This is a genomic window from Pseudomonas marginalis, assembly GCF_024169655.1.
GTDB classification, from domain to species: Bacteria; Pseudomonadota; Gammaproteobacteria; order Pseudomonadales; family Pseudomonadaceae; genus Aquipseudomonas; species Aquipseudomonas paraveronii.
On record NZ_JALJWV010000001.1, the window covers coordinates 1299735 to 1322757 of the forward strand.

The following is a 23023-nucleotide window of genomic DNA, read 5'->3' on the forward strand; positions in this document are numbered from 1 at the left end:
CCGATGGGTTTCAATCTTTCCGAATGGGCGTTGCGTAATCGCCAGATCGTACTGTTCCTGATGATCCTGCTGGCGGTGGTCGGCACTCTGTCCTACACCAAGCTGGGGCAAAGCGAAGACCCGCCGTTCACCTTCAAAGCCATGGTGATCAAGACCAACTGGCCCGGAGCCACGGCCCAAGAGGTGTCGCGCCAGGTCACCGAACGCATCGAGAAAAAGCTGATGGAGACCGGCGAGTACGAGCGCATTGTCTCTTTCTCGCGCCCCGGCGAGTCCCAGGTCACGTTCGTTGCCCGCGATGCCATGCGCTCGGCGCAGATTCCCGAGCTGTGGTATCAGGTGCGCAAGAAGATCAGCGATATTCGCCAGACCTTGCCGCCGGATATCCAGGGGCCGTTTTTCAACGATGAATTCGGCACCACCTTTGGCAACATCTACGCCCTGACCGGCGACGGTTTTGACTATGCGGTGCTTAAGGACTACGCCGACCGCATCCAGATTCAACTGCAACGCGTGCCGGATGTGGGCAAGGTCGAACTGCTCGGCCTGCAGGATGAGAAGATCTGGATCGAGTTGTCCAACCTCAAACTCGCCACCCTCGGCTTACCGCTGGCCGCCGTACAACAAGCGTTGCAGGAACAGAACGCCGTCTCCACCGCCGGCTTCTTTGAAACCCCGACTGAGCGCGTGCAACTGCGGGTGTCGGGCAATTTCAAGAGTGTGGAAGAGATCCGCAGCTTCCCGATTCGCGTAGGCGACCGCACCTTCCGTATTGGCGATGTGGCCGATATTCACCGTGGTTTTAATGATCCACCGGCACCGCGCATGCGCTATATGGGCGAAGACGCGATCGGTCTGGCCGTCGCCATGCACGAGGGCGGCGACATTCTGGTGTTGGGCAAAGCCCTCGAAGGTGAGTTCGCACGCCTGCAGAAGAACCTTCCGGCGGGCATGCAACTGCGCAAGGTGTCGGACCAACCGGCTGCGGTGAAAACCGGTGTCGGAGAATTCGTCCAAGTGTTGGCCGAGGCGCTGGCCATTGTCTTGCTGGTGAGCTTTTTCTCCCTCGGCGTGCGCACTGGCATGGTGGTGGCCCTGGCGATTCCGCTGGTGCTGGCAATGACCTTTGCCTGCATGTATTACCTTGGCATCGGCTTGCACAAGATTTCCCTCGGCGCCCTGGTGCTGGCCCTGGGCTTGCTGGTGGATGACGCGATCATCGCCGTGGAAATGATGGCGATCAAAATGGAACAGGGTTACGACCGGCTTAAAGCGGCCAGTTTCGCCTGGACCAGCACCGCGTTCCCGATGCTGACCGGTACGCTGATCACGGCAGCCGGCTTCCTGCCGATTGCCACCGCGCAATCGAGTACCGGTGAATACACTCGCTCGATCTTCCAGGTGGTGACCATCGCGTTGCTCGCCTCGTGGATCGCTGCCGTGGTGTTCGTGCCGTATCTGGGCGAAAAACTCCTGCCGGACCTGGCGAAAATTCATGCGGCCAAACACGGTGCCGACGGTCCCGATCCCTACGGCACACCGTTCTACCAGCGTGTCAGACGTTTGGTGGGGTGGTGCGTCACTCGACGCAAGACCGTGATCGTCCTGACCCTGCTGCTGTTTATCGGCTCGGTCGCGCTGTTCCGTTTTGTGCCGCAACAGTTCTTCCCGGCGTCCGGCCGCCTGGAGTTGATGGTCGACCTGAAACTCACCGAGGGCGCGTCCCTGAGCAACACCGCTGGCCAGGTCAAGCGCCTGGAAGCCCTGCTCAAGGAGCACGCCGGCATCGACAACTACGTGGCCTATGTCGGCACCGGCTCGCCGCGCTTCTATCTGCCCCTCGACCAGCAACTGCCGGCCGCCAGCTTTGCGCAATTTGTGGTGTTGGCCAAGTCCATCGAGGAGCGCGAAAGCCTGCGTATCTGGTTGATCCAAACCCTCAACGAGCATTTTCCCGAGCTGCGTTCACGGGTCACGCGCCTGGAAAACGGCCCTCCCGTGGGTTACCCGGTGCAGTTTCGCGTAACCGGCGAGCACATCGAAGAAGTCCGTGCCCTGGCGCGGAAAGTGGCGGCCAAGGTGCGCGAAAATACCCACGTGGTGAACGTGCATTTGGATTGGGAGGAGCCGAGCAAAGTCGTCTACCTCAATATTGATCAGGACCGCGCGCGTGCCCTCGGTGTGAGCACCGCCAACCTGTCGAAATTTCTGCAGAGTTCTCTGACCGGTGCCAGCGTCAGCCAGTACCGGGAGGACAACGAGTTGATCGAAATCCTCCTGCGCGGCACCGTTTACGAGCGCACCGAACTGTCGCTGCTGCCCAGCCTGGCGGTACCGACGGACAACGGTAAAAGCGTCGCGCTGTCGCAGATCGCGACCCTCGAATACGGCTTCGAAGAAGGCATCATCTGGCACCGCAATCGCCTGCCCACCGTGACCGTGCGCGCCGACATCTACGGCAAGGAACAACCGGCGACCCTGGTTCAGCAGATCCTGCCGACCCTCGAAGGCGTGCGCGCCGAACTGCCGGACGGTTACCTACTGGACGTCGGCGGTACCGTCGAGGATTCCGCCCGTGGGCAGAATTCGGTCAAGGCCGGCGTGCCGCTGTTTATCGTGGTGGTGCTGACGTTGCTGATGCTGCAACTACGCAGCTTCTCACGCACGGTGATGGTATTTCTCACGGCGCCCCTGGGCCTGATCGGGGTCACGCTGTTCCTGTTGGTGTTCCGCCAACCCTTCGGCTTCGTGGCCATGCTCGGCACCATCGCCCTGTCAGGGATGATCATGCGCAACTCGGTGATCCTGGTGGACCAGATCGAACAGGACATCAAGGCTGGGCTGGCGCCGTGGCAGGCGATTATTGAAGCCACCGTCCGACGCTTCCGGCCGATTGTTCTCACAGCCCTTGCGGCGGTACTGGCGATGATCCCGCTGTCCCGCAGTGTGTTCTTCGGGCCGATGGCGGTGGCGATCATGGGCGGGTTGATTGTAGCGACGGCATTGACGTTGCTGTTCCTGCCCGCGCTTTATGCTGCATGGTTTCGTGTCAGGAAGGCAGGTGACCAAGACTAAGGAAAACAGGCGTATGTATATAAGTGCCTACGCCTGAGGCACGCTGAAGAAAGTGTCAAATGAGTGGGAAATGCCTGAAACCCGACAGCGGCTAATAGCGCCTGGGTATCTCCCACAGGACTAGTCAGAGGGCCGGCAGTTTCTTTTCGACGGTTTTTATAATCGATGTATTAGTGTCGGCCAGGGGGGAGATTTTTTGTAGAGTCAGGTCCAGGTGGGCAACTGAGTCGATATAAAGATGGCAGACGAAACTGTCGTCCCCGGTGATTTTGTAGCACACCACACATTCAGCCATTTGCGCGAGCAACTGTTCAACCTGTTGGAACTTTCCAGTCAGGGGTTTAACCCTGACCAGCGCTTGCAATACAAAGCCCAGGGCCTGGGCGTCCAACTCGACGCTGAACCCGCTGATGACCCCCGACCCTTCCAGACGCTTGAGGCGTTCGCTGCAACCGGGGGCCGATAACCCCACCTGGCGGCCAAGGGCGCGAATAGACGCACGGGCGTTCTGGTGGAGGGCGACAATCAGCGCACGATCAATAGAGTCAAGTGTCTGGTCGCTCTTTGTAAGCTTTTTCATTAGATGGACCTTACGAATTTTGATGAAGCAGCATGAAAAGCTTACATACCACAGTTCGATAAAAAAAGAATGGATTTTTTCTAACCGCCTACCTATTGTTTTGCCTGCAGTCCATGCAGTACTGCGCAGTTCGCTTAACCGTGTGCTGTGAGGTTTCTATTTCAACTTGATCTATATTATCGAGGGAACGAAATGAACTACGTACTTGATGAGGCTCGCTTACAAAAACATCACGCTAATAACTTTTCTGACGAAAGAATATTTTCGTTGCGTCATGAGTTTGCCCGCAATGGGTTTATAAAGTTACGCGATATTGTCGACGATCAGTTGCGTGAATACATAACGGCTGAAGTCAATGGGTTGATTGATCGGCAACTCGAACGCCGCGACTTGCACCTGGCCACCACTGATAATACGCCTCGCTATATGAGCGTTGTGCGCAGCGAATTCATTGCTGAAAACAGCCCTTTGATCAATACGCTGTCAAAGTGCCCTGTACTGCTCGACACGTTGTCCCTGATCGCTGATGCACGAGTTGTCCCGTCCGTCTCCAAGGACGAGGAGTACCTGATCACCAAGCAGGAGCGTAAAGGCGATACCCACGGCTGGCACTGGGGCGACTACAGCTTCGCGTTGATCTGGATTATCGAAACCCCGCCCATCGCAAAAGGAGGGATGTTGCAATGTGTTCCTCACACCTCGTGGGACAAAGCCAATCCGAGGATTCACGAGCTTTTGTGCAGCAACCCGATTGCCACTTACGGCTTCAAGACGGGGGATATCTATTTCCTGCGCACGGACACCACGTTGCATCGCACCATTCCCCTTAATGAGGATGCCACCCGGATCATTCTCAACATGACCTGGGCCGCTGAAAAAGACCTCAGTCGCAACCTGCACGGCAATGACCGTTGGTGGGAAGACCAGCACGTGCAGGCCGCAAAGATTCTGACGTAAAGCGGCGATCCGGCTGTTACCTCGACTCACGGGATGATGATCATGCATGACGCTCAATGCCTCCAGCAGGCCAGTACCTTACTCAAGCAGGCGCAGTCACACGCGGCCATGGCAGATTTAGTCAGGGCTGCTGTTGCTCGAAATGAACAGTGGCGTGGCCAGCAGTGCATCAATCTCGTCGCCGCCGAGTCACCGACCAGCCCGTCCGTGCGCGCTCTACTGTCCAGTGAGGTAGGGACTCGCGCATCGGGCGGGCATATCGGGCGGGACAACCGTTTTTTTTCTGGGATGAAGAATATCGACGAGCTGGAATCACTCTGCGTGGAGTTGCTCAAAACCGCGTTTCGTGCCCAGCACGCCGATCATCGACTGATGGGCGGCATGGCGGCGGTGCTTTCGGCCTACACGGCCCTGGCTCGCCCTGAAGACAGTGTCATGACCGTACCGGTGATCAGAGGCGGGGATACCAGCAACCGAACCAACGGGCCTCCTGGCGTGCGCGGGCTCAAGGTATGGGACATTCCCTTTATCCACAAAACCGCGGATATCGATCTCACGCGGTTCAGCGAAATTGCCCAAGTCGTGAAGCCGGCAGTGATTGGCTTGGGTATGACGCTGACCCTTTTTCCCCTGCCCGTTGCCGACATCAAGGGCATCGTTTCGGCATGGGACGGCAAGGTCTATTTCGACGCTGCCCACCAACTGGGCCTGATCAGCGCGGGCCTGTTTCAGGACCCATTGGCTGAGGGCGCCGACCTGATGACCGGTTCCTCCGGGAAGACCTTCAGTGGCCCCCAAGGCGGCGTGATTGTGTGGAACGACGCGAGATTGACGTCACCTTTGCATGAGGCGATTTTCCCGACGCTCACCGGTAGCCATCAAATCAATCGGGTCGCGGCACTCGCCATGGCGGCGACGGAGATGTTGGAATACGGACAGGTTTACATGAAGCAAGTGGTGAGTAACGCGCAGGCCTTGGCGCTGCACCTGGAACACCAGGGGGTGAATGCTTTCTATCGGGAGCAGGGCTACACCCGCACTCATCAGATCGTGATCGATTCAAAACCCTTTGCCAGTGGCCGCGAGGCGGTTCAGCGGCTGGAGGCCGCCAATATCATTGCCAACGAGATGCCGCTGCCATGGGACACGGACCCCTACAGGGAAACCGGCATTCGGTTGGGCACCGTCGAAGTGACGCGCCTGGGAATGAAAGAGCGGGAGATGGCCTGGATCGCCGAGCAGATCGCCAAGGTCCTGCTGCATCGAGAGGACCCCATGGCGGTCGCCAATGGCGTGATCGACTTTATGAAAAACCACAGAACCGTCTATTACTGCCATGAACATGGGCTGCCGCGCTAAGCCGTCACGAATGTTCTTCAGGGGGAGCGTATGCCCGACATTGCACTATCCGTTTACCAGGCGATATTCACCTTTGCCGTCGCCGCCATCGCGCTGCTTGCCAGTCCAGGCCCGGCGACCCTGGCGCTGGCGGCGAGCGGGGCCGCTTATGGCATGAGGCGTTCAACCCGGTTTTTCGTGGGGATCACGTTGGGCCTGGTGATCGCCATGGCATTGGTCGCCTCCGGCCTCTATGTGGTTCTGCACAGTTTTCCGATGCTGGCGACGGCACTGACGGTCATCTCCATTGTTTATATTGTGTGGCTGGCCTACCAGATTGGTACCGCGCCGCCCATCAGGGACGAGCAGTCCGTGGTCACGCCGGGATGGGGCGCCGGGTTTGTGCTGGGTGTGGCGAATATCAAGGCCTATGCCGCATTCGCCGCGTTGCTGGGCAGTTTCACCCTGGGCGCCGCACCCGCCTGGGAGCAAGGTGCGAAAGCCTTGATTTGTCTGCTGGTGTGTGTGGTATTCGACTTTCTGTGGCTCTTTGCTGGCAGCCGAATGCGCAAGTTATTCATCCACCCTACTTGGAGCCGACGACTTAACGTAAGCTTCGCGATTTTGATGGTCGCGACGGTCGCCTGGTCAATCACGCTGACGTAATAGCGCTATCGGTGGGAAGGCCATTGAATCGTTCCGCCCGAGGATAGTTTTCATGTTTGGGACCGTGTCTGCACTGGTGTTATTACTGGTCGTGCCTGGGCCGACCAATACCCTGTTAATGCGTGCAGGGGCACTGTTTGGGTTTGCCGCGTCATGGCGCATGGCATTTATCGAATGCCTGGCGTACCTGCTTCAGGTCTCTGTTTGGGGGGCGGTGTTGTTCTATGTGTCGGCCTGGTCCCCCTGGGTCGTGAAAGTGACGCAGACGGCTGCCCTCTGCTATCTGCTCCAACTGTCCTTCACGTTGTGGCAGCGCAAGAGCACTGCAGCCGACCCTGGCTCCGACCGTTTCTCCGGGCGGTATTTTTTCTGGCTGACGGTGATGAACCCCAAGGGCCTGCTGATTGTTTCGTTTATTGCGCCGATCAGCGCATTTGCCACGCTGCAAGGGTATGCCGGGTTCATGGCCACGCTCGCGGTGGTGGTGATACCTGTAGGGTCTGCCTGGATCTTGCTGGGCAGCCGGTTCGAAGGGGGCCAAAAGACGTGGCTGACGCCGCTGAAAATCAACCGGGTAACCTCGATGGCCATCGGGTGTTTTGCCACGTTGCTACTGGGACGCCTGGCCGATTCGATTTTCAACTGACGCGAGGCAGTATTTCACACGCGGGAAGGAACCATTTTTGCCCTTGCTTCCACACAGGATTAGTCGACCGAGCGGTTCCCGCGTATGAGATGCGGCGCAGTGAGTTGGCTCTAATCTGAATAGGAAGGCATACATATGTTTATACCGTTACCGATACTGGTGATACCGAAGATACTGAACATGGCGAGCGCGATGTCCGGGCTTGGAAATATGTTTGGACAGAATCAGTCAAACACCAATCGCGATATCAATATTAATATCAACAACGATAACCATAACTTCAATGCGTCGTCGTCCAGCTCTCATAGCGCGCACATGTTTCACTCGGCCGCCCGACGAGCTTCGCACATCCACTATTGAGCCTATTCGTCAACGCCGCCGGGCGTGAGCGTGCGGCGCTTGGTTCGGGGACTTGATAGACGGTTCGGCGAAAAATAAAGGCCCTGACGATGTCAGGGCCTTTTTTCAGCTCGTGTGGCGTTAAAGCGCGCCAAATACCTTCTTCGCCAAACTGGTCGCCGCCGCCGCCGGATTTTTGCGAATCGTCTCTTCCTGCTGCGCAATCATCTTGAACAAACCATCCAGCGCTTGTTCCGTCACGTAGTTTTCGACGGTGGCACTGTTGGCATCGACCGCGCCAAACGCTGCGGCCTTGCCTGCCAGGGCGTTGTACTGCTGGGCCACGCCGACCTTGTCGGTGGCGGCCTTGACGATCGGCAGGAACTTGGCGCGGATGGCTTCGCGGCTGCTTTTGTTCAGGTACTGGGTGGCCGAGTCCTGGCCTCCGGTGAGGATGCCCTTGGCGTCGGTCACGCTCATGTTTTTCACCGCGTTGACCAGGATTGGCTGGGCCTGGGTCACGGCGGTTTCAGCGGCTTTGTTCATGCTGGTTTCGAGCTGTTCGACCTGGTCACCCATGCCGAACATCTTCAGCTTGTCGGCGACTTTGCCCAGTTTTCCCGGCAGGCCGATCTTGACGTCGGGGTTGTTGCTGAAACCACCCGGTACACCCAGTTGTTTCACGGCGATCTGCGCGCCTTGGGTCAAAGCATCCTTGAGGCCGCCGGTGGCGTCGCCCTGGGACAGGCTGCCAAGGGACAGCGCCATGGCATTGGCACCGAGCAGCAGGCCGGCGCACAGGGCAGTGAGGCGAAGGGAATTACGGAGCATGGACGCTTCCTTATGATCTGCAAATAATCAGTGTGCGACCGCGTCAACCCGCAGGCGCAGCGGTTGGGAGTCTTGACCATTGAGTTGCACGGCGTGCCGCTCGGTGGTGATAAACAGTAGCTTGCCGTCTACTTCGATGCGAGCGCTGACCGAGTAACTGTGGCCCGGCTTGACCTGGGCCGGGTCGTAGCTCAAGTGGAACGGCAGCGGCACCTGGCCTTTGACCGGGCCTTTCTGCTCGGCCAGGGTCACGGCCGGAGCGTCCATCAGCGATACGTCCTGCAGGCTGACGCTCAAGATGGCCGTCGGCGGCAGCGCGATGCGTTGCAGGTAGAACACTTCGCCATCAAGGCTGGCCTTGGGCGCGGGGTTCATCGAATGACAGGCTCCGAGCAGGGCGGTCAGGCCCAGGAGGATGATCTTTTTCATGGTGCAGCTCCTTTTCAACGGCGCCGTAACCCAACGACGCCTTATTCAATCTAGCGGCTTTCTTCAGGGTTGGGGGCTTCGACCGCGCCGTCGACGCGGTGCAGGGCAACCTGGCGGATCGACAGGCGAATCTCAGCCGGCAGCACCCGTTTCGCCGCGCCTTCAGCCAGTTCACCGAGTTGGTCGTGATAGCTCAACTTGCCGGCTTCGTCGCGGCGCAGCACATCTTGCTCCAGCAACGTCTGAATAAAATGTCGGAAAAGGCTCTTGTCGAAGAACTCCGGGGCGTTGAGGCCATGCAGGATCGATAGGCGTTGGGCCATGATCGTACACAGGTCTTCCAGCTCTTCGGCGCTGATGCTGCTCTGGCCGCTGTTGAGCAGCAGCGAGATCGCCATGTAGAAGCGTTGCAGGGTCTGGGCGATGCTTTTGGACAGCAGTGTCAGCAGCACAAAGTGCCGCGAACTTGGCGCCGGGCGCAGGTACACGTTGTTCTCGAAGCGCAGCAGGCCTTGTTCGACAAACGCCTCCAGCCACTGGTCGATCACCGTGTCCAGTTCCTCCATCGACCAGCGGATAAACAGCTCCGATTGCAGGTACGGGTACAGCGCATGGGTGTAGCGCAGAATCTGCTCACGGCTCATGCGCGAGCTGCTCTGGAAGAAACTTGCCAGCAGCGCCGGCAAGGCAAAGATATGCAGCACGTTATTGCGGTAGTAGGTCATCAGGACGGCGTTTTGCTCGTCCAGGTACAGAATCTTGCCGAGGGCATCGCTCTGTTCCGACAGCAGGTTCATGTCCTTGACGTGCTTGATCAGCGCCATGCCATCACCCTCGGGCAGGGTGGTATGGGGCGAGTAGGGCACACGGCGCAGCAGCGCCAGGTACAGGTCCAACTGGCGGGCCATGGCCTGTTCATCCAGGGCCAGGCGCGTGGTCGACAGCAACGCCAGGGCCACCAGGTTCACCGGGTTGATCGCTGCCGCTTCGTTCAAATGGCGCGCCACCTGTTCGCTGAGGCGGTTGGTGGTTTGGTTGAGCCACTCCGGTTTGTAGTGGGGCCCCAGTTCCTGGGCGCGCCAGCCCGGTTGCTCGGCGTCGAGGAATTGCGCCAGTTTGATCGGTTCACCGAAGTTGACGGCGACCTGGCCAAAACGCTGCTTGAGCGCACCGATCACCTTGAAAATATCGAAGATCGACTCTTTCTTCTTGCTCGCGCCGCGCAACTCGCCGAGGTAGGTGCGGCCTTCGAGCACTCGCTCATAGCCGATATACACCGGCACGAACACGATCGGCATACGCGAGGAACGCAGGAAGCTGCGCAACGTGATCGCCAGCATGCCGGTTTTCGGTTGCAGCATGCGCCCGGTGCGCGAGCGTCCGCCTTCGACGAAGTACTCCACCGGGAAACCCTTGGTGAACAGGGTGTGCAGGTACTCGTTGAACACCGAGGTGTACAGCGGGTTGCCCTTGAAGGTGCGCCGCATGAAAAACGCACCGCCGCGGCGCAGCAGGCTGCCGATCACCGGCATGTTCAGGTTGATGCCGGCGGCAACGTGCGGCGGGGTCAGGCCGTTCTTGAACAGCAGGTAGGACAGCAGCAGGTAGTCGATGTGGCTACGGTGACAGGGCACGTAGATCACTTCGTAACCCTGGGCAACCTTTTGCACACCCTCGATGTTATTGACCTTGATGCCGTCGTAGATCTTGTTCCAGAACCAGCTCAGCACCACTTCCAGGAAGCGGATCGCGGTGTAGGTGTAGTCCGAGGCAATTTCATTGCCGTAGCGCAGCGCCTGGGCTTTGGCTTTTTCCGGGCTGATCTTCTCGCGTTCGGCTTCATCGAGGATGGCCTGGCGCACCAGCGGCATGTTTACCAGGCCCTTCACCAGATTCCGGCGGTGCGACAGGTCGGGGCCGATCACTGCGGTTTTCAGGTTGCGAAAGTGTACGCGCAGGATGCGTTGGGCCATGCGCACGGTGCGTTCGTGGCCTTTATTGTGCTCGATCAATTCACGCAGGTTGATTGGCGCGGAGAATTGCACGCGGGTCTTGCGCCCGAGGATCAGGATGCTCAGCAGCCGGCGCAGGCGCCCGGTGACGGCCCAGCTGTCGGCGAACAGCAGTTTCCAGGGGCTGGACTCGCTGTCGGGCGACTGCCCCCAGAACACGCTGACCGGAATGATTTGTGCATTCTCTTGTGCGTGGGCGCTGAGGGTGTTGACCAGGCGGGTCAGCGTGGGCGGCGCGCCGCGTTTGTCCTGGCGGCCGAGCCAGTCGGGCTCCGGCGTGAGGTAGAAGAACGCCGCGGGTTCCAGCAACGGGCCGACCGCTACCGGCAGCACCGGGCGCGGCAGGCCGGCCTTGGTGCACTCGGTATCGACCACGGCCAATTCGGTGAGCGAGGGTGATTGCAGGACGTAGAACACCGGCCGGCTGCGGTCGAGGTTAAGGGTAAGGGACGACTGGTTGATCGTCTCTGAGCGAACCCAGAGGTACAACAGTCGACGCAAGGTGCCAAACACCAGACGGCGGAACGGGGAGCGGGTCATAGGCGAGCTGCTTCAAGTGGAAAAAACCGAGCAGGTGCTCGGGCGGGTAGTGTGCCGTATTCGCCGAAAATCGGCAAAAAAGCAGCGATGTAAAGTTGAGTTGATCGTTTTTGCGCCTGTCTTATACTCGGCAGTTCAACGCGACTGACTCAACAATAACAATCATGTGGGAGTGAACAGATGACAACGCGCGAAACCGGTAATGTGAAGTGGTTCAACGATGCCAAGGGCTATGGCTTTATTCAGCGTGAAGACGGCAAGGATGTGTTTGTACACTACCGCGCCATTCGCGGTGAAGGCCACCGTTCCCTGGCTGAAGGCCAGCAGGTGGAGTACGCCGTGGTGAGCGGCGAGAAGGGCTTGCAGGCGGAGGATGTGGTTGGTTTGTAATGCGGATTTTTGTTACACCGTAGAACCCATGTGGGAGGGGGCAAGCCCTCCCACATTTTGATTGGGTTCACACATTCAGATCAGGTGGTTTTCCAGGTGATCTGCTCTTCACCGTCTGTGCTGATGCGAATCCAGGTGTCGGCGCTTTCCTCACCTTCTTCCTCTACCCAACTGCCCGGCGCGCAACGCACTTCAACGTTCAGCGCGGCAAAGGCGGCGCGGGCGCAGGCGATGTCGTCTTCCCACGGGGTCTGGTCGCTTTCCAGGAACAGGCTGTTCCATTTGCCTACGGCCTTGGGCAGCCAGGTCACCGGCACGTCGCCGGCCTTGCACTTGTAGGTCTGGCCGCGCTGGACCCAGGCGGAGCAAGGACCCAGGGCGGCGCCCAGCCAGGCGGCGATGGCCTTGTGGTCGACGTCGGCGTCCTTCAGGTAAATCTCGATATCAGGTTGGCGCATGGATGTTCCTCGTTGCGGGATTCGAAAATCCATTCGCGGATTCAGGGTGGGCGTAGTGCCCGAAAAGTCGGTTATTGAAGCACGAAATAGTCGTAGCGCATCGATACGCTGACCAGTAGCGGTTCGACGGCCTCGATCACCTCGGTGCGGCGCTCGGCGCTGGCGCGCCAGCCGTGGGGCGTCATGGCCAGCAGGTTGGCGCGGTCCTTCGGTTCCGCCAGGCTCAGCGTGAACTCGAGGGTTTCGCTGTGCGCAAGGCTCATGCCGTCCGGCACCAGGGCCAGGTGTTTGTCGTCGGTGTACTCGCGCACTTCGTCGTACAAGCGCTCGCGCAGCTCCATCAGGTGGCCGCGGGTCGGGCCGACTTTCATCAAGCCGCCGCCGGGGCTGAGCAGGCGTTTGGCCTCTTGCCAGTCCAACGGGCTGAACACGCTGGCGAGAAACTGGCAACTGGCATCGGCCAACGGCACGCGGGCCATGCTGGCGATCAACCAGGTCAGCGCCGGGTTGCGCTTGCACGCACGCTTGACCGCTTCCTTGGAAATATCCAGGGCATAGCCGTCGGCGTGGGGCAGGGCGTCGGCGATTTGGGCGGTGTAGTAACCCTCGCCACAGCCGATGTCCACCCAGCGCTGCGGTGCTTGTTGCGCGGCCAGTTGTGCCAGGCGCTTGGCCACCGGGGCATAGTGCCCGGCGTTGAGGAAGTCGCGGCGCGCCTCGACCATGGCGAGGTTATCGCCCGGGTCGCGGCTGTTTTTATGCTGCACCGGCAACAGGTTCAGGTAACCCTGGCGCGCGCGGTCGAAACGGTGCCCGGCCGGGCACGCCACGCCATTGTCCACCGCGTTGAGCGGTGCGCTGCAAATGGGACAGGCCAGCATCAGGCGAGCAACTTGATCAGGGTCTGGTAGTAGATCTCGGTCAGCACGTCGAGGTCGCTGGCCAGAATGCGCTCGTTGACCTGATGGATCGTCGCGTTGACCGGGCCCAACTCGACCACCTGGGTGCCCAGGGTCGCAATGAAGCGCCCGTCGGACGTGCCACCGCTGGTGGACGCCTGGGTCTCGCGGCCAGTGATCGCCTTGATGCTGGCGGACACCGCATCGAGCAAGGCGCCCGGCTCGGTCAGGAACGGCAGGCCGGACAGCGCCCAGTCCACGTGCCAGTCCAGGCCGTGCTTGTCGAGGATCGCGGCGACGCGCTGTTGCAGGCCGTCCACGGTGGATTCGGTGGAGAAGCGGAAGTTGAACACCGCTGTCAGGTCGCCGGGGATCACGTTGGTGGCGCCGGTGCCGGCGTTGAGGTTGGAGATCTGGAAGCTGGTCGGCGGGAAGAAGCTGTTGCCGTCGTCCCAATGCTCGGCGGCCAGTTCAGCCAGTGCCGGGGCGGCCAGGTGGATCGGGTTCTTCGCCAGGTGCGGGTAGGCCACGTGACCTTGCACGCCGCGCACGGTCAGGGTGGCGCCGAGGGAGCCGCGACGGCCGTTCTTGACCACATCGCCGACCAGGCTGGTGCTGGATGGTTCGCCGACGATGCACCAGTCCAGACGCTCTTTGCGCGCGGCCAGGCGTTCGATCACGGCCTTGGTGCCGTGGTGCGCCGGGCCTTCTTCATCGCTGGTGATCAGAAAGGCCACCGAACCCTTGTGGTCCGGGTAGTCCTGCACAAAGCGCTCCGATGCCACCAGCATCGCCGCCAGGCTGCCTTTCATGTCCGCCGCGCCACGGCCGCAGAGCATGCCGTGGTCGTCGATCAGCGCGTCGAACGGGTCGTTCTGCCAGGCCTGCACCGGGCCGGTCGGGACCACGTCGGTGTGACCGGCAAAGCACAGCACCGGGCCGGCGTGCTTGCCGTGGGTGGCCCAGAAGTTGTCCACGTTTTCGATGCGCATCGGCTCAAGCTGGAAACCGGCGTCGCCCAGGCGCTGCATCATCAGCTTTTGGCAATCGGCGTCGATCGGCGTCACCGAGGGGCGGCGGATCAGGTCGATGGCAAGTTGAAGGGTCGGCGAAAGGTCGGCATGGGCCGTCATGGGAAACTCCGGAAATCGAGGCGGCGACGTTCTAATTGACTGTAGGAGCGAGCGTGCTCGCGAAAAACGCAAGAGCACCGCGTTCATTCAAGATGTTCGCGTGATCGTTGACGATTTTCGCGAGCAAGCTCGCTCCTACAGTGATATGTGCAAGGCTTACAAAACGGCCGTTATCTTATAGCAAAACGGCGGCCAGAGGCCGCCGTTTAGTGCATTGCGCAAGTTTTTACACGGCGGTTGCAGGCTCTGCCTTCGGCGCCGGTTTGGGCAGCGACGACAGGAACGCCATGATCAACGCCGCCACATACGGCAGCGATTGCACCAGCAGCATCACCACCCAGAAGCGCATGTCGGCGCTCGGCAGGCCCTGCACCAGGTAGATGCCCAGCGCAGCGCCCCACAACAGCAGCATGATGAACATCTCTTCGCGGGCTTCGGAAATCGCTACCCAGAAGCCGTGGTTATCCGCGTTTTTCGGTGTACGAAAGAACGGAATACTGGTGGTGAAGAAGCCATACAGCACCGCTTTGGCGATGGTGTGCGACAACGCCAACCCGGCCAGGGCCGCACAGAACGCGTCCTTGAGGTTTACCCCCACGGCGCGGCGGTACAGGAAGATGATCTTACCCACCTTGAACACGAACAACGCCAACGGCGGGATCGCGAAAATCAGCAGCGGCGGGTCGACGCGGGTCGGCACGATGATCATCGCCGCCGACCACAACAGCGCGCCGACGGTAAAGAAGATGTTCATGCCATCCGCCACCCACGGCAACCAGCCCGCGAGGAAGTGGTAGCGCTGGCCACGGGTCAGCTCGGTGTCCTTGCCGCGCAACAGGCTGGCGGTGTGACGCTTGATGATCTGGATCGCGCCGTAGGCCCAGCGGAAACGCTGTTTCTTGAAGTCGATGAAGGTGTCGGGCATCAGGCCCTTGCCGTAGCTGTCGTGGTAATACGCGGCCGACAGGCCTTTCTCGAACACACGCAGGCCAAGTTCGGCGTCTTCGCAGATGCACCAGTCGGCCCAGCCCAGCTCTTCGAGCACCGAGCGACGGGTCATGGTCATGGTGCCGTGCTGGATGATCGCGTCGCGGTCGTTGCGGGTGACCATGCCGATATGGAAGAAGCCTTTGTATTCGGCGTAGCAGAGCTTCTTGAAGGTGCTTTCGTTCTGGTCGCGGTAATCCTGCGGCGACTGCACCACGGCGATTTTCGGGTCGGCGAAGTGCGGCACCATGTGCTTGAGCCAGTTCGGCGACACGCAGTAGTCCGAGTCGATCACCGCGATCACTTCGGCATCCTTGGCGGTGTGCGGGATCAGGTAGTTCAGCGCGCCGCCCTTGAAACCGGCCAGGGGCGAAACGTGGAAGAACTTGAAGCGCGGGCCCAGGGTTGCGCAGTAGTCGCGCACCGGTTCCCACACCGCCGGGTCCTTGGTGTTGTTGTCGATGATCAGGACTTCGTAGTCCGGATAGTCGAGGGCGGCCAGGGCATCGAGGGTCTGTTTGACCATCTCTGGCGGCTCGTTGTAGCACGGCACATGGATCGATACTTTCGGACGGTAGTCCGAGTCTCCCACGACCGGCAGGAATTCACGCCGACGCTTGTGGGTCCAGACCGCTTCCGCCAGTTCATGGGCTTCGGTCAGCAGCACGATAAACACGCCCAGGGCGCCGAGTGCCAGGAGGAAACCCACCGTCAGGCTGAACCAGGTACTGTATTGCTGGCTGTAGTCGTAGCCGATCCACACCAGCACCGAACCGCACAGGAACGCGATAAAGGTCAGGAAGGTGCGGCCGCGTTGACGTAGGGCCGAGCCGTCGATCATCAGCAGGGTCAACGACAGCAGTGCAAGCACCACCGAGCCGATGGCCAGCACGCGCCATTGCGGGATCGCGACCACCGGCCCTTCGAAGTTGAATTTTTGCTGGCGTGCGGCGTTGTACACGCCCCAGTAAGCGCCGACGGAGCCTTCGTCGCTGGCTTTCCACGGTTGGTCGAAGGCCTCGATCACGAAGTAGTTGAAGCCCTGGCGGTTGAGCTTGTTGACCAGCGTGCGCAGGTAAATTGCCTGGTCGGCGGGGGACGCATCAGCACCGCCACGCATGCGGCCGTTGCTCGGCCAGCCGACTTCCGACAGCAGCAGCGGCTTTTTCGGGAAGGCCTTCTTCAGATCCCGTGTACGGTCGAGTACGAATTGGCCCGCCTGGGCCACCGGAATATGTTCCCAGTACGGCAGGATGTGCGCGGCGATCAGGTCGACGTGCTTGGCCAACTGCGGGTTGTGCTCCCAGATGTGCCACTGCTCGGAAGTGGTCACCGGCACCTTGACGGCGGCGCGCACGCGATCCAGCAGCACGATCAGTGCTTCAGGGGTGATTTCTTCACGGAACAGCGCTTCGTTGCCGACCACCACGCGCACGACGCTGCGCGAGCTGTTGGCGATCTCGATGGCGCGCTGGATCTCGCGTTCGTTGCGTTCCAGGTCCGGGCTGATCCAGATCCCCAGGGTGACGCGCAGGCCGAACTCTTCCGCCAGCTTGGGGATATCCCCCAGGGTGCCGTCGACCGAGTAGGTACGGATGTTGTCCGTCAGCTTGCTCATGATCGCAAGATCCTGACGCATCTGGTCGTCGGTCGGGTACTGGTCTTTCTGTGGGTACTGGCCTTGCTGAAACGGCGAGTAAGAAAAACCGGAGATCTGTTCAGGCCAGTTGGGGGTGGTGACCGGGCGGTTGATCAGCGCCCAGAAGCCGGTGAACAGTGCGGCAATTGCCAGCACCACTACCAGGTTGAGTCCAAATTTACGCGATGACATGGTGATTTCGGGTTCCAAAAGGTGTGGAACGAAAAGAGGTGTCGGCCTACACCGAACGGCGCGCATCCTACACTGGCCCTTCCCTGAGCGTACAGCGGACTGAGAAAAGCCGGACGTTAGTCCGCGAATGTTCAACTAAGTTCTTAACTTGCAGCTTGCAGCTTCGAACTTATGGCTACGTAGTCCATAATGCGCGCCGGTTTTTGGGGTAATGGTCATGAGTACAGAAGATCCGCGGTTTGCAGGCGTCGCCCGTTTGTATGGCATTGAAGGCCTGGAACGCTTGAAAGCGGCCCATGTGGCAATCGTCGGTGTCGGCGGCGTAGGCTCATGGGCGGCGGAAGCCATCGCCCGTTGTGGGGTGGGCGAGATCTCGCTGTTTGATTTGGATGATGTTTGCGTCAGCAACAGCAACCGCCAGTTGCATGCCCTGGACAGCACCGTGGGCAAACCCAAGGTCGACGTGATGGCTGAGCGCCTGCGCGGCATCAACCCGGATTGCACGGTGCATGCGGTGGCGGACTTCGTCACCCGCGACACCATGGCCGAGTACATCACCCCCAACATTGACTGCGTGATCGACTGCATCGACGCCGTCAACGCCAAGGCGGCACTGATCGCCTGGTGCAAGCGCCGCAAGATCCAGATCATCACCACCGGCGGCGCCGGCGGGCAGATCGACCCGACGTTGATCCAGGTCTGCGACCTGAACCGCACCTTCAACGACCCGCTCGCCTCAAAAGTGCGCTCCACCCTGCGCCGTGACTATGGCTTCTCGCGCACGGTGACCCGTCATTACAGCGTGCCGTGCGTGTTTTCCACCGAGCAACTGCGCTACCCGAAGCCGGACGGCAGCATCTGTTTGCAGAAGAGTTTTGTCGGCGACGGCGTGAAACTGGACTGCGCCGGCGGGTTTGGCGCGGTGATGATGGTGACGGCTACCTTCGGCATGGTGGCGGCGACCAAGGCGGTGGACAAGATCGTCGCCGGGGTGCGCCGGCCTTCGGAGCGGGTCAAGGCTTTATAGCGCTGCCGTCGGGCACACGACACACAGTTACCGCCGGGCAATCCTAGCCCCATGAACAATATAGGCCGCCAGGGCATCCTTTGTCCGGGCGCTCATTGTCCATGGTAAGGAAGCCCGATGACCGTTTCTCACCCAGTGGCCCCCGCCACGCCCTCGCTCCCGTTGGCGCAGATGCTCAGGGAGCACTTCAGCTCGCGCCCCTCCCTGGAGGAGGTCGCTGCCCATGTATTGCAGCGTGCCCTTGCCCAGCGTTACGGTTGGTTGCCGATCACGCCCGCCAAGCCGCTGCTGCTGGAACCGGTTTATCGCTACACCGCAGATGGTTTCACTGCGGTGGGATTTGATCGGTCAACGCTGGTCGATGCGTTGATCGAGCGCTTTGTCACGGGGCACTCCGTGGATTACTCCCAGGGGCAGATACTCACCAACAGCCCCCCCGGCTCACCCGCCGTGCCCTTGGCCGTCAACCACCAGGATTTGGAGTGGGCAGTCAATCAGTGGGGGCCTCAGTTGATCAATGCGTATCAGGAAGCGCTGGTCAGTTATTGGATGCGGCCTCACGACAACGGCCTCAGTCGTTTTCGCTGGTTGGCCGGCCAGCTCAAGCAGACATTACTCTCCACCGCCGTTCACTCAACCGCATTGACCTCCCGACAGTTGGAGATGATCCGCCAAGTCGTGTTGATTCCGGATAACGTCTTGCGTGCCTTATCCCACGGTGTGAAGGCGTATATCGTCGATCAGTGGGGAGTCAGTGGTTCTGAGACTCTGGAAATGTTGCGCGGGATTGTTTTGTACGAGCGAATGGAAACGGGTGACACCCTTATTTTGTTCACCCTCTCAGGGGGCATAAAGGTTTTTGCTTCGTACCCTGAGTTAGGGGCGCAATTGTTATCGCTGTTCAGTGCGCTGGCACCGCAGCAACGCATGCAGTGGCGGTTATACGAACCCGGCGGCAACATTTTCGAAAGCTTCAGTCTGACTTTTCTTGCCAAGCAACTGCGCGATATCCAGGACGCGGCACCCCAAGCACAACAGTTCGAGCGGCCGGGGTATGTGTTGGAGCGGGCACTGAAAGTCGCGACCGTCGACTTTGACAGCGTCACGATCCGAGGCAATACCTCGCTGGCCAAATTGCGCCAGGCTTTGCCCGCCTGGTTGGTAATGGCGGACCCTGATCGCCAGCAGGTGATGAGTCAGTTGTTGCAGGACCTGGCCAAAAGCCTGCAGGCGCCTCGCTGGAAACCCTTTGACGAAGACATCCCGGATATTCGTCGATTTGCCCGCCAGGCCCTCATGGCGCAAATGGCCAGGGACTATCCGACCAAACCGGTCCTGGACCCGGACCTGATCAAGGTGACGCTCAAGCTCAATCTGACCCAGGATCTGCCCACTATTGGCCTGTTCTGGAAAGTGCCTTGGGGTTACACCGAAAGTACCCAGACCTTGACCGAGCTGTCCCTGCGCAGCCTTACTGCGGTTGATGCTGAACTGGCCAGTATTTCGGCAGATCAGGGTGTCGACGCGACATGGTTGACGTATGAGGTCGTGCGTGACCTGATTTACGCGGTCAACGTCGGCAAGACCTACCCCGAGCTTGTCTCGCAGCAGCTTAGGGACGATGCCACTCAAGTGGCGTGGCGCAAGGCCCGGTTCGTCGAACAGGTGCGGTTGCAACTGCCCATGCTCGCGCTGGAAAACAGTCTGCGGTATCCCGGCGCGTTTTCGCAGCGTGCTTTCGAGTACGTCGCCTGTGTATTTAAGGCTGACGTTGCGCAGCGTTCGGTGGACGGTCAGGTCATCGTGCTCAGGCCGCTGGCGTTCAAGCTGCGTGCAGGTGCGACGCCGGATGTCGTGCTGAATATGTTTCTGATTGGTCCGCAGGACATTTCAGCAGGCTCATTGGTGCTGTTTCGACCCATGGCGTCGGTCAAGCTGATTGAGTTCAGCAGCCTGACCGCCTTGTTCGATGCGATCGCCGACCCCGGTCGGTTGCAATACGACGTGCTGGCCTGGATGAGCGAGTCGGCGCGCACGCGCTACACGCGCCAGGGGTTCAGGGCACCGCATATTTCAGTGCTGAACGTGATCGATTTTGCCCAGTCGCTCTGGAGCCCCTCATCGGCGCTGATAGATGATCGTGTCGTGACCGGTGACTACCTGGAGTTTCTCTACCAAAGCACTGTCGATGCACTGTTGACCTTGGCCGATCAGCAATCAGTCTCCAACCTGCAAGCGTTCTGGACATGGGTCAAGCTCAAGGGCGGCATGAGTTTGAGCGCGCTGCTGCCACTGGTCGGCGGGCCGGCGGGCCAGGTGCTCCGCTGGCTGGCGCCGGCTTGGCTGGCGGTACAGGACCTTCAGGGGATCGAGCAGGGCGATACGCCGGATAAAATGCTGGGCGTGGCTGATCTGTTGATGAATATCGCAATGCTCCTGCTTAACGCTGGCAACGCATTGCGCAAAGTGGGGCCGGTGGTACAACTGGACACCTTGTTGGATCAGGCGCAAGGCCTCATCGGTGATGAACGGGAGATCGAGTTTTCCTGGCACGAAGAAGGTGACAGCCTGCTGGGTGGCGGCACACAGAGTCATTCTTCCAGCAGTACCACGCAGTTGGATACCGTGCAGTCGACCTCCTCGCTGGTGCGCGAGCAACCGGTTTTGGAGCAACCGTGGGACGGTTTGTACCGACGTCTGTCGGCGATTCGTCAGGCTGAGATCGAGTTGTTTCGCATCAGTCGTCCCCTCAATGTTCGCCGCATTGACGCCGGTCGTACCCGAGGGCTTTATCGCAACGACGCTGGTTTGTATGCGCAGGTCGTTGAGGACTGGTATGCCGTGGAGGACTCGGGTTCGCGGGTGCTGGCAGTGGATACCGAACATCCCTTTCGAAAAGGACCGGAGCTGATCAGTGATGGCGTAGGGGGATGGTCCTTCTTGCCGGAGGATCAGCCGCCAGAGAACACCTTGATGCGTCGCTATTCACAACGTGCCGAGCAACTTGCACAAGACGCGCTGCGCCGTACAGCGCTGGAGGCGGAGTATCTCAAACTGTTTCAGGAATTTACGGATGAACAGTTATCCGACGATAGCCTTATCAAGGCGTTGAGCGGCGGGGAGGGCGATTTCGCCGCCCAGGAACAATTGATCGTCGAGCAGTTGGCCCGGATGGAGACGGCCGCCTGGCGGTCGGGGAAGTTGCTGGAGTTTTTGAAAGCGCGCCGTCGCCTTCAGGTCATCAAGGGCTTCAGCGACCTGCATAATCGGTTTTCCGCCGGCAAGGTGCTGGCCTGGCGTAATCAGGTGGAGTTGCTGAGCAGCAAGCGCAGAATCCTGCTCCAGCAGGATGTGTTTGAAGCGAAGGTATTTGACGTCATGCAACTGCCCGCTGTTGTGGGGGACGTCAAGCTGTTCGCCACGCTCTCAAAGCGGTTACCGCAGTATTCGGAGCTGCAAACCAAGGCCATTGCTCTGTGTTCAGACGCCGAGCAGACGCTTGAGCACATGCAGGCGCAGGGGCGAATCGGCGACACCACCATGCAGGGCCTGACCTCCAGCGACTGGGCGGGCAGGCGCATGTCGTTCAAGTGGCGAGAGCTTCAATTACGCACGCTAGCGTTGCAGTGTTTTGAACCCGGTGACGTGCGGATCAACCATGTGGCGTTCGACCTCATCAATGAGGTGAATCAGTTGGCCAGTCTCAGGCTGATGACCTGTGTCGAGCTATTTTCATCGCACCGCTTCACCTTGGAGCAAGAGCTGCGTGTGTTGAATGGCGCTTTTGACGGATTGGTCGTGGCCGACTACAAACTCACCTATCAACTGAATGCGTTGCCCAGTTATATCAATCGTAAGGCGCTGGATAGCTACCATGCGTTTGTCCGGTCGTTGAAGGCGCGTGTGGAGGAGCAGTTGCTCGAACACTATGGTGATTTCGATGCGGCTGGAACCGTGGCGGGGAATGGTGGACGACCGCTGAGTACCACGGTGATGCTTGCCACCCGTTTGCGGGGATTGTTGATCGGGAAGCGACGCAATGCCGCCGAAGGCGAGTCTACCGAACTTGAGTATGCCGACCTGCTTGAACCCTTCGACCATCGCGTGGTGATGTCATTTAAGCGGTTTTTGGACGACCCTCAGGGCGACTGGTCACAGATCGCCGCTCGCGAGACGGGGCCAGTCACGAAGAGCGCTTATGGCCTTTTGATTGGCGCCAATGCCGAGGCGGTTCGGTTAGTCAGCCTGGCGCCTGATAAGTTGCAAGAGGCGGCTCGCATGGCGCTCTTTTCCCAGGTATCACCTCTGGAGTTGCGTATGGATATGCTGCGATATGTGCAAAAAATGCACAGGCAGCGTGAGGTGTTGGTTGAGGCGATGGCAGCCCCCGGCATGCTCGAACGGCACCCTGAAGACTATGCGTCGGCTCAAGAAACGATGCGACGATTGGAGGCTCAAGTTGGACATTTTATTGGCGAGGCGGTGCGCAGGCGTAACGCGATGGCGTTGGCGCGGCCCCCCTCGTCCGAGGGGTTGCTACTGCTTTTCGATGCCGGGGTGATTGAAGTCGAAGAGGTCAAACTGGGACTGCGCCCGGAGCAACTGCGCGGCGGTGAGCTGCTTCGCTATTTTGAGGTCAGGGAGGCCAGCAGTGGCGCAGTGTTGTGGGTCGCACACTTTCATTACGCCAACGTACTGGCGCGCAATGCGGGCTATCAATTCTCTCGTGGGCACCTCAAGCCCTTTGCTCGGCGGTCAATCAGTTACGGAAAACTCAAGCAACAGGCGCTGACGGATGAAGAGCGCCTGAATGTCTATCGCATGAACCTCGATCATGGCATTGCAGGGAAAGTCTTTTTTGACCCCCTCGCCGACCAATAACCAC

The 23023-nt window shown here is 59.8% G+C and carries 16 protein-coding genes; 8 read left to right on the forward strand and 8 right to left on the reverse strand.

Annotation, left to right across the window (positions count from 1 at the left end):
* Positions 1–3 precede the first annotated feature (3 nt).
* A complete protein-coding gene (locus tag J2Y83_RS05760; protein WP_253393726.1) occupies positions 4–3075 on the forward strand; it encodes an efflux RND transporter permease subunit in 3072 nt (1023 codons plus the stop codon).
* Positions 3076–3199: 124 nt separating this feature from the next.
* Here J2Y83_RS05760 and J2Y83_RS05765 read toward each other — a convergent pair whose 3' ends face one another.
* The gene (locus J2Y83_RS05765; protein WP_253393728.1) at positions 3200–3655 is read right to left on the reverse strand and encodes an Lrp/AsnC family transcriptional regulator; all 456 of its coding nucleotides are present in this window, start codon (positions 3653–3655) and stop codon (positions 3200–3202) included.
* A gap of 192 nt (positions 3656–3847) precedes the next feature.
* Between J2Y83_RS05765 and J2Y83_RS05770 the strand changes: the two genes are divergently transcribed.
* The 4 genes from J2Y83_RS05770 to J2Y83_RS05785 all read left to right on the forward strand — a co-directional run bounded on the left by J2Y83_RS05770 (position 3848) and on the right by J2Y83_RS05785 (position 7262).
* Positions 3848–4612 carry a HalD/BesD family halogenase gene (locus J2Y83_RS05770; RefSeq protein WP_253393730.1) on the forward strand — a complete coding sequence of 255 codons (765 nt, stop codon included), beginning with the start codon at positions 3848–3850 and terminating at the stop codon, positions 4610–4612.
* Positions 4613–4654: 42 nt separating this feature from the next.
* Positions 4655–5971: a serine hydroxymethyltransferase gene (gene glyA / locus J2Y83_RS05775; RefSeq protein WP_253393732.1), complete on the forward strand. Its 1317-nt coding sequence runs from the start codon at positions 4655–4657 to the stop codon at positions 5969–5971.
* A 30-nt stretch (positions 5972–6001) separates the two neighbouring features.
* Positions 6002–6616 carry a LysE family translocator gene (locus tag J2Y83_RS05780; RefSeq protein WP_253393734.1) on the forward strand — a complete coding sequence of 205 codons (615 nt, stop codon included), beginning with the start codon at positions 6002–6004 and terminating at the stop codon, positions 6614–6616.
* Between the two features lie 64 nt (positions 6617–6680).
* Positions 6681–7262, forward strand: a complete 582-nt coding sequence (locus J2Y83_RS05785) for a LysE family translocator (protein WP_253393736.1) — start codon at positions 6681–6683, stop codon at positions 7260–7262.
* A gap of 480 nt (positions 7263–7742) precedes the next feature.
* Here the strand turns inward: J2Y83_RS05785 and J2Y83_RS05790 are convergent, their stop codons facing one another.
* From J2Y83_RS05790 to plsB, 3 genes are read right to left on the reverse strand one after another with little or no spacing between them, the layout of a single operon-like run.
* Entirely contained in the window at positions 7743–8432 is a 690-nt protein-coding gene (locus tag J2Y83_RS05790; protein WP_253393738.1) for a DUF4197 domain-containing protein, read from the reverse strand.
* A 27-nt stretch (positions 8433–8459) separates the two neighbouring features.
* Positions 8460–8861, reverse strand: a complete 402-nt coding sequence (locus tag J2Y83_RS05795) for a YbaY family lipoprotein (RefSeq protein ID WP_247397912.1) — start codon at positions 8859–8861, stop codon at positions 8460–8462.
* Between the two features lie 50 nt (positions 8862–8911).
* Positions 8912–11413, reverse strand: a complete 2502-nt coding sequence (gene plsB, locus J2Y83_RS05800) for a glycerol-3-phosphate 1-O-acyltransferase PlsB (RefSeq protein ID WP_253393740.1) — start codon at positions 11411–11413, stop codon at positions 8912–8914.
* A gap of 180 nt (positions 11414–11593) precedes the next feature.
* Here plsB and J2Y83_RS05805 point away from each other — a divergent pair, with 180 nt between their 5' ends.
* Entirely contained in the window at positions 11594–11803 is a 210-nt protein-coding gene (locus J2Y83_RS05805) for a cold-shock protein (RefSeq protein WP_017844724.1), read from the forward strand.
* Positions 11804–11883: 80 nt separating this feature from the next.
* On the opposite strand, the gene J2Y83_RS05810 is transcribed toward J2Y83_RS05805, so the two are convergent.
* The 4 genes from J2Y83_RS05810 to J2Y83_RS05825 form a co-directional block, all read right to left on the reverse strand.
* Positions 11884–12261 carry a hypothetical protein gene (locus J2Y83_RS05810; RefSeq protein WP_253393742.1) on the reverse strand — a complete coding sequence of 126 codons (378 nt, stop codon included), beginning with the start codon at positions 12259–12261 and terminating at the stop codon, positions 11884–11886.
* Between the two features lie 71 nt (positions 12262–12332).
* Positions 12333–13142 carry a putative RNA methyltransferase gene (locus J2Y83_RS05815; protein WP_253393744.1) on the reverse strand — a complete coding sequence of 270 codons (810 nt, stop codon included), beginning with the start codon at positions 13140–13142 and terminating at the stop codon, positions 12333–12335.
* Complete coding sequence (gene dapE, locus J2Y83_RS05820) at positions 13142–14293, reverse strand: succinyl-diaminopimelate desuccinylase (protein WP_253393746.1); 1152 nt, start codon at positions 14291–14293, stop codon at positions 13142–13144. Before dapE ends, J2Y83_RS05815 begins: the two co-directional genes overlap by 1 nt.
* A 226-nt stretch (positions 14294–14519) precedes the next feature.
* Entirely contained in the window at positions 14520–17111 is a 2592-nt protein-coding gene (locus J2Y83_RS05825) for a glycosyltransferase (protein ID WP_253393748.1), read from the reverse strand.
* A 217-nt stretch (positions 17112–17328) separates the two neighbouring features.
* On the opposite strand from J2Y83_RS05825, the gene tcdA reads away from it, so the two are divergent.
* Together tcdA and J2Y83_RS05835 are read left to right on the forward strand one after the other, a co-directional pair.
* Positions 17329–18138 (forward strand): tRNA cyclic N6-threonylcarbamoyladenosine(37) synthase TcdA, encoded by an 810-nt coding sequence (tcdA, locus tag J2Y83_RS05830; protein ID WP_373423730.1) that lies wholly within the window; start codon positions 17329–17331, stop codon positions 18136–18138.
* 117 nt (positions 18139–18255) lie between these two features.
* On the forward strand, positions 18256–23019 hold the full coding sequence (locus J2Y83_RS05835; RefSeq protein ID WP_253393752.1) for a dermonecrotic toxin domain-containing protein: 4764 nt from the start codon (positions 18256–18258) through the stop codon (positions 23017–23019).
* Positions 23020–23023: the final 4 nt, after the last annotated feature.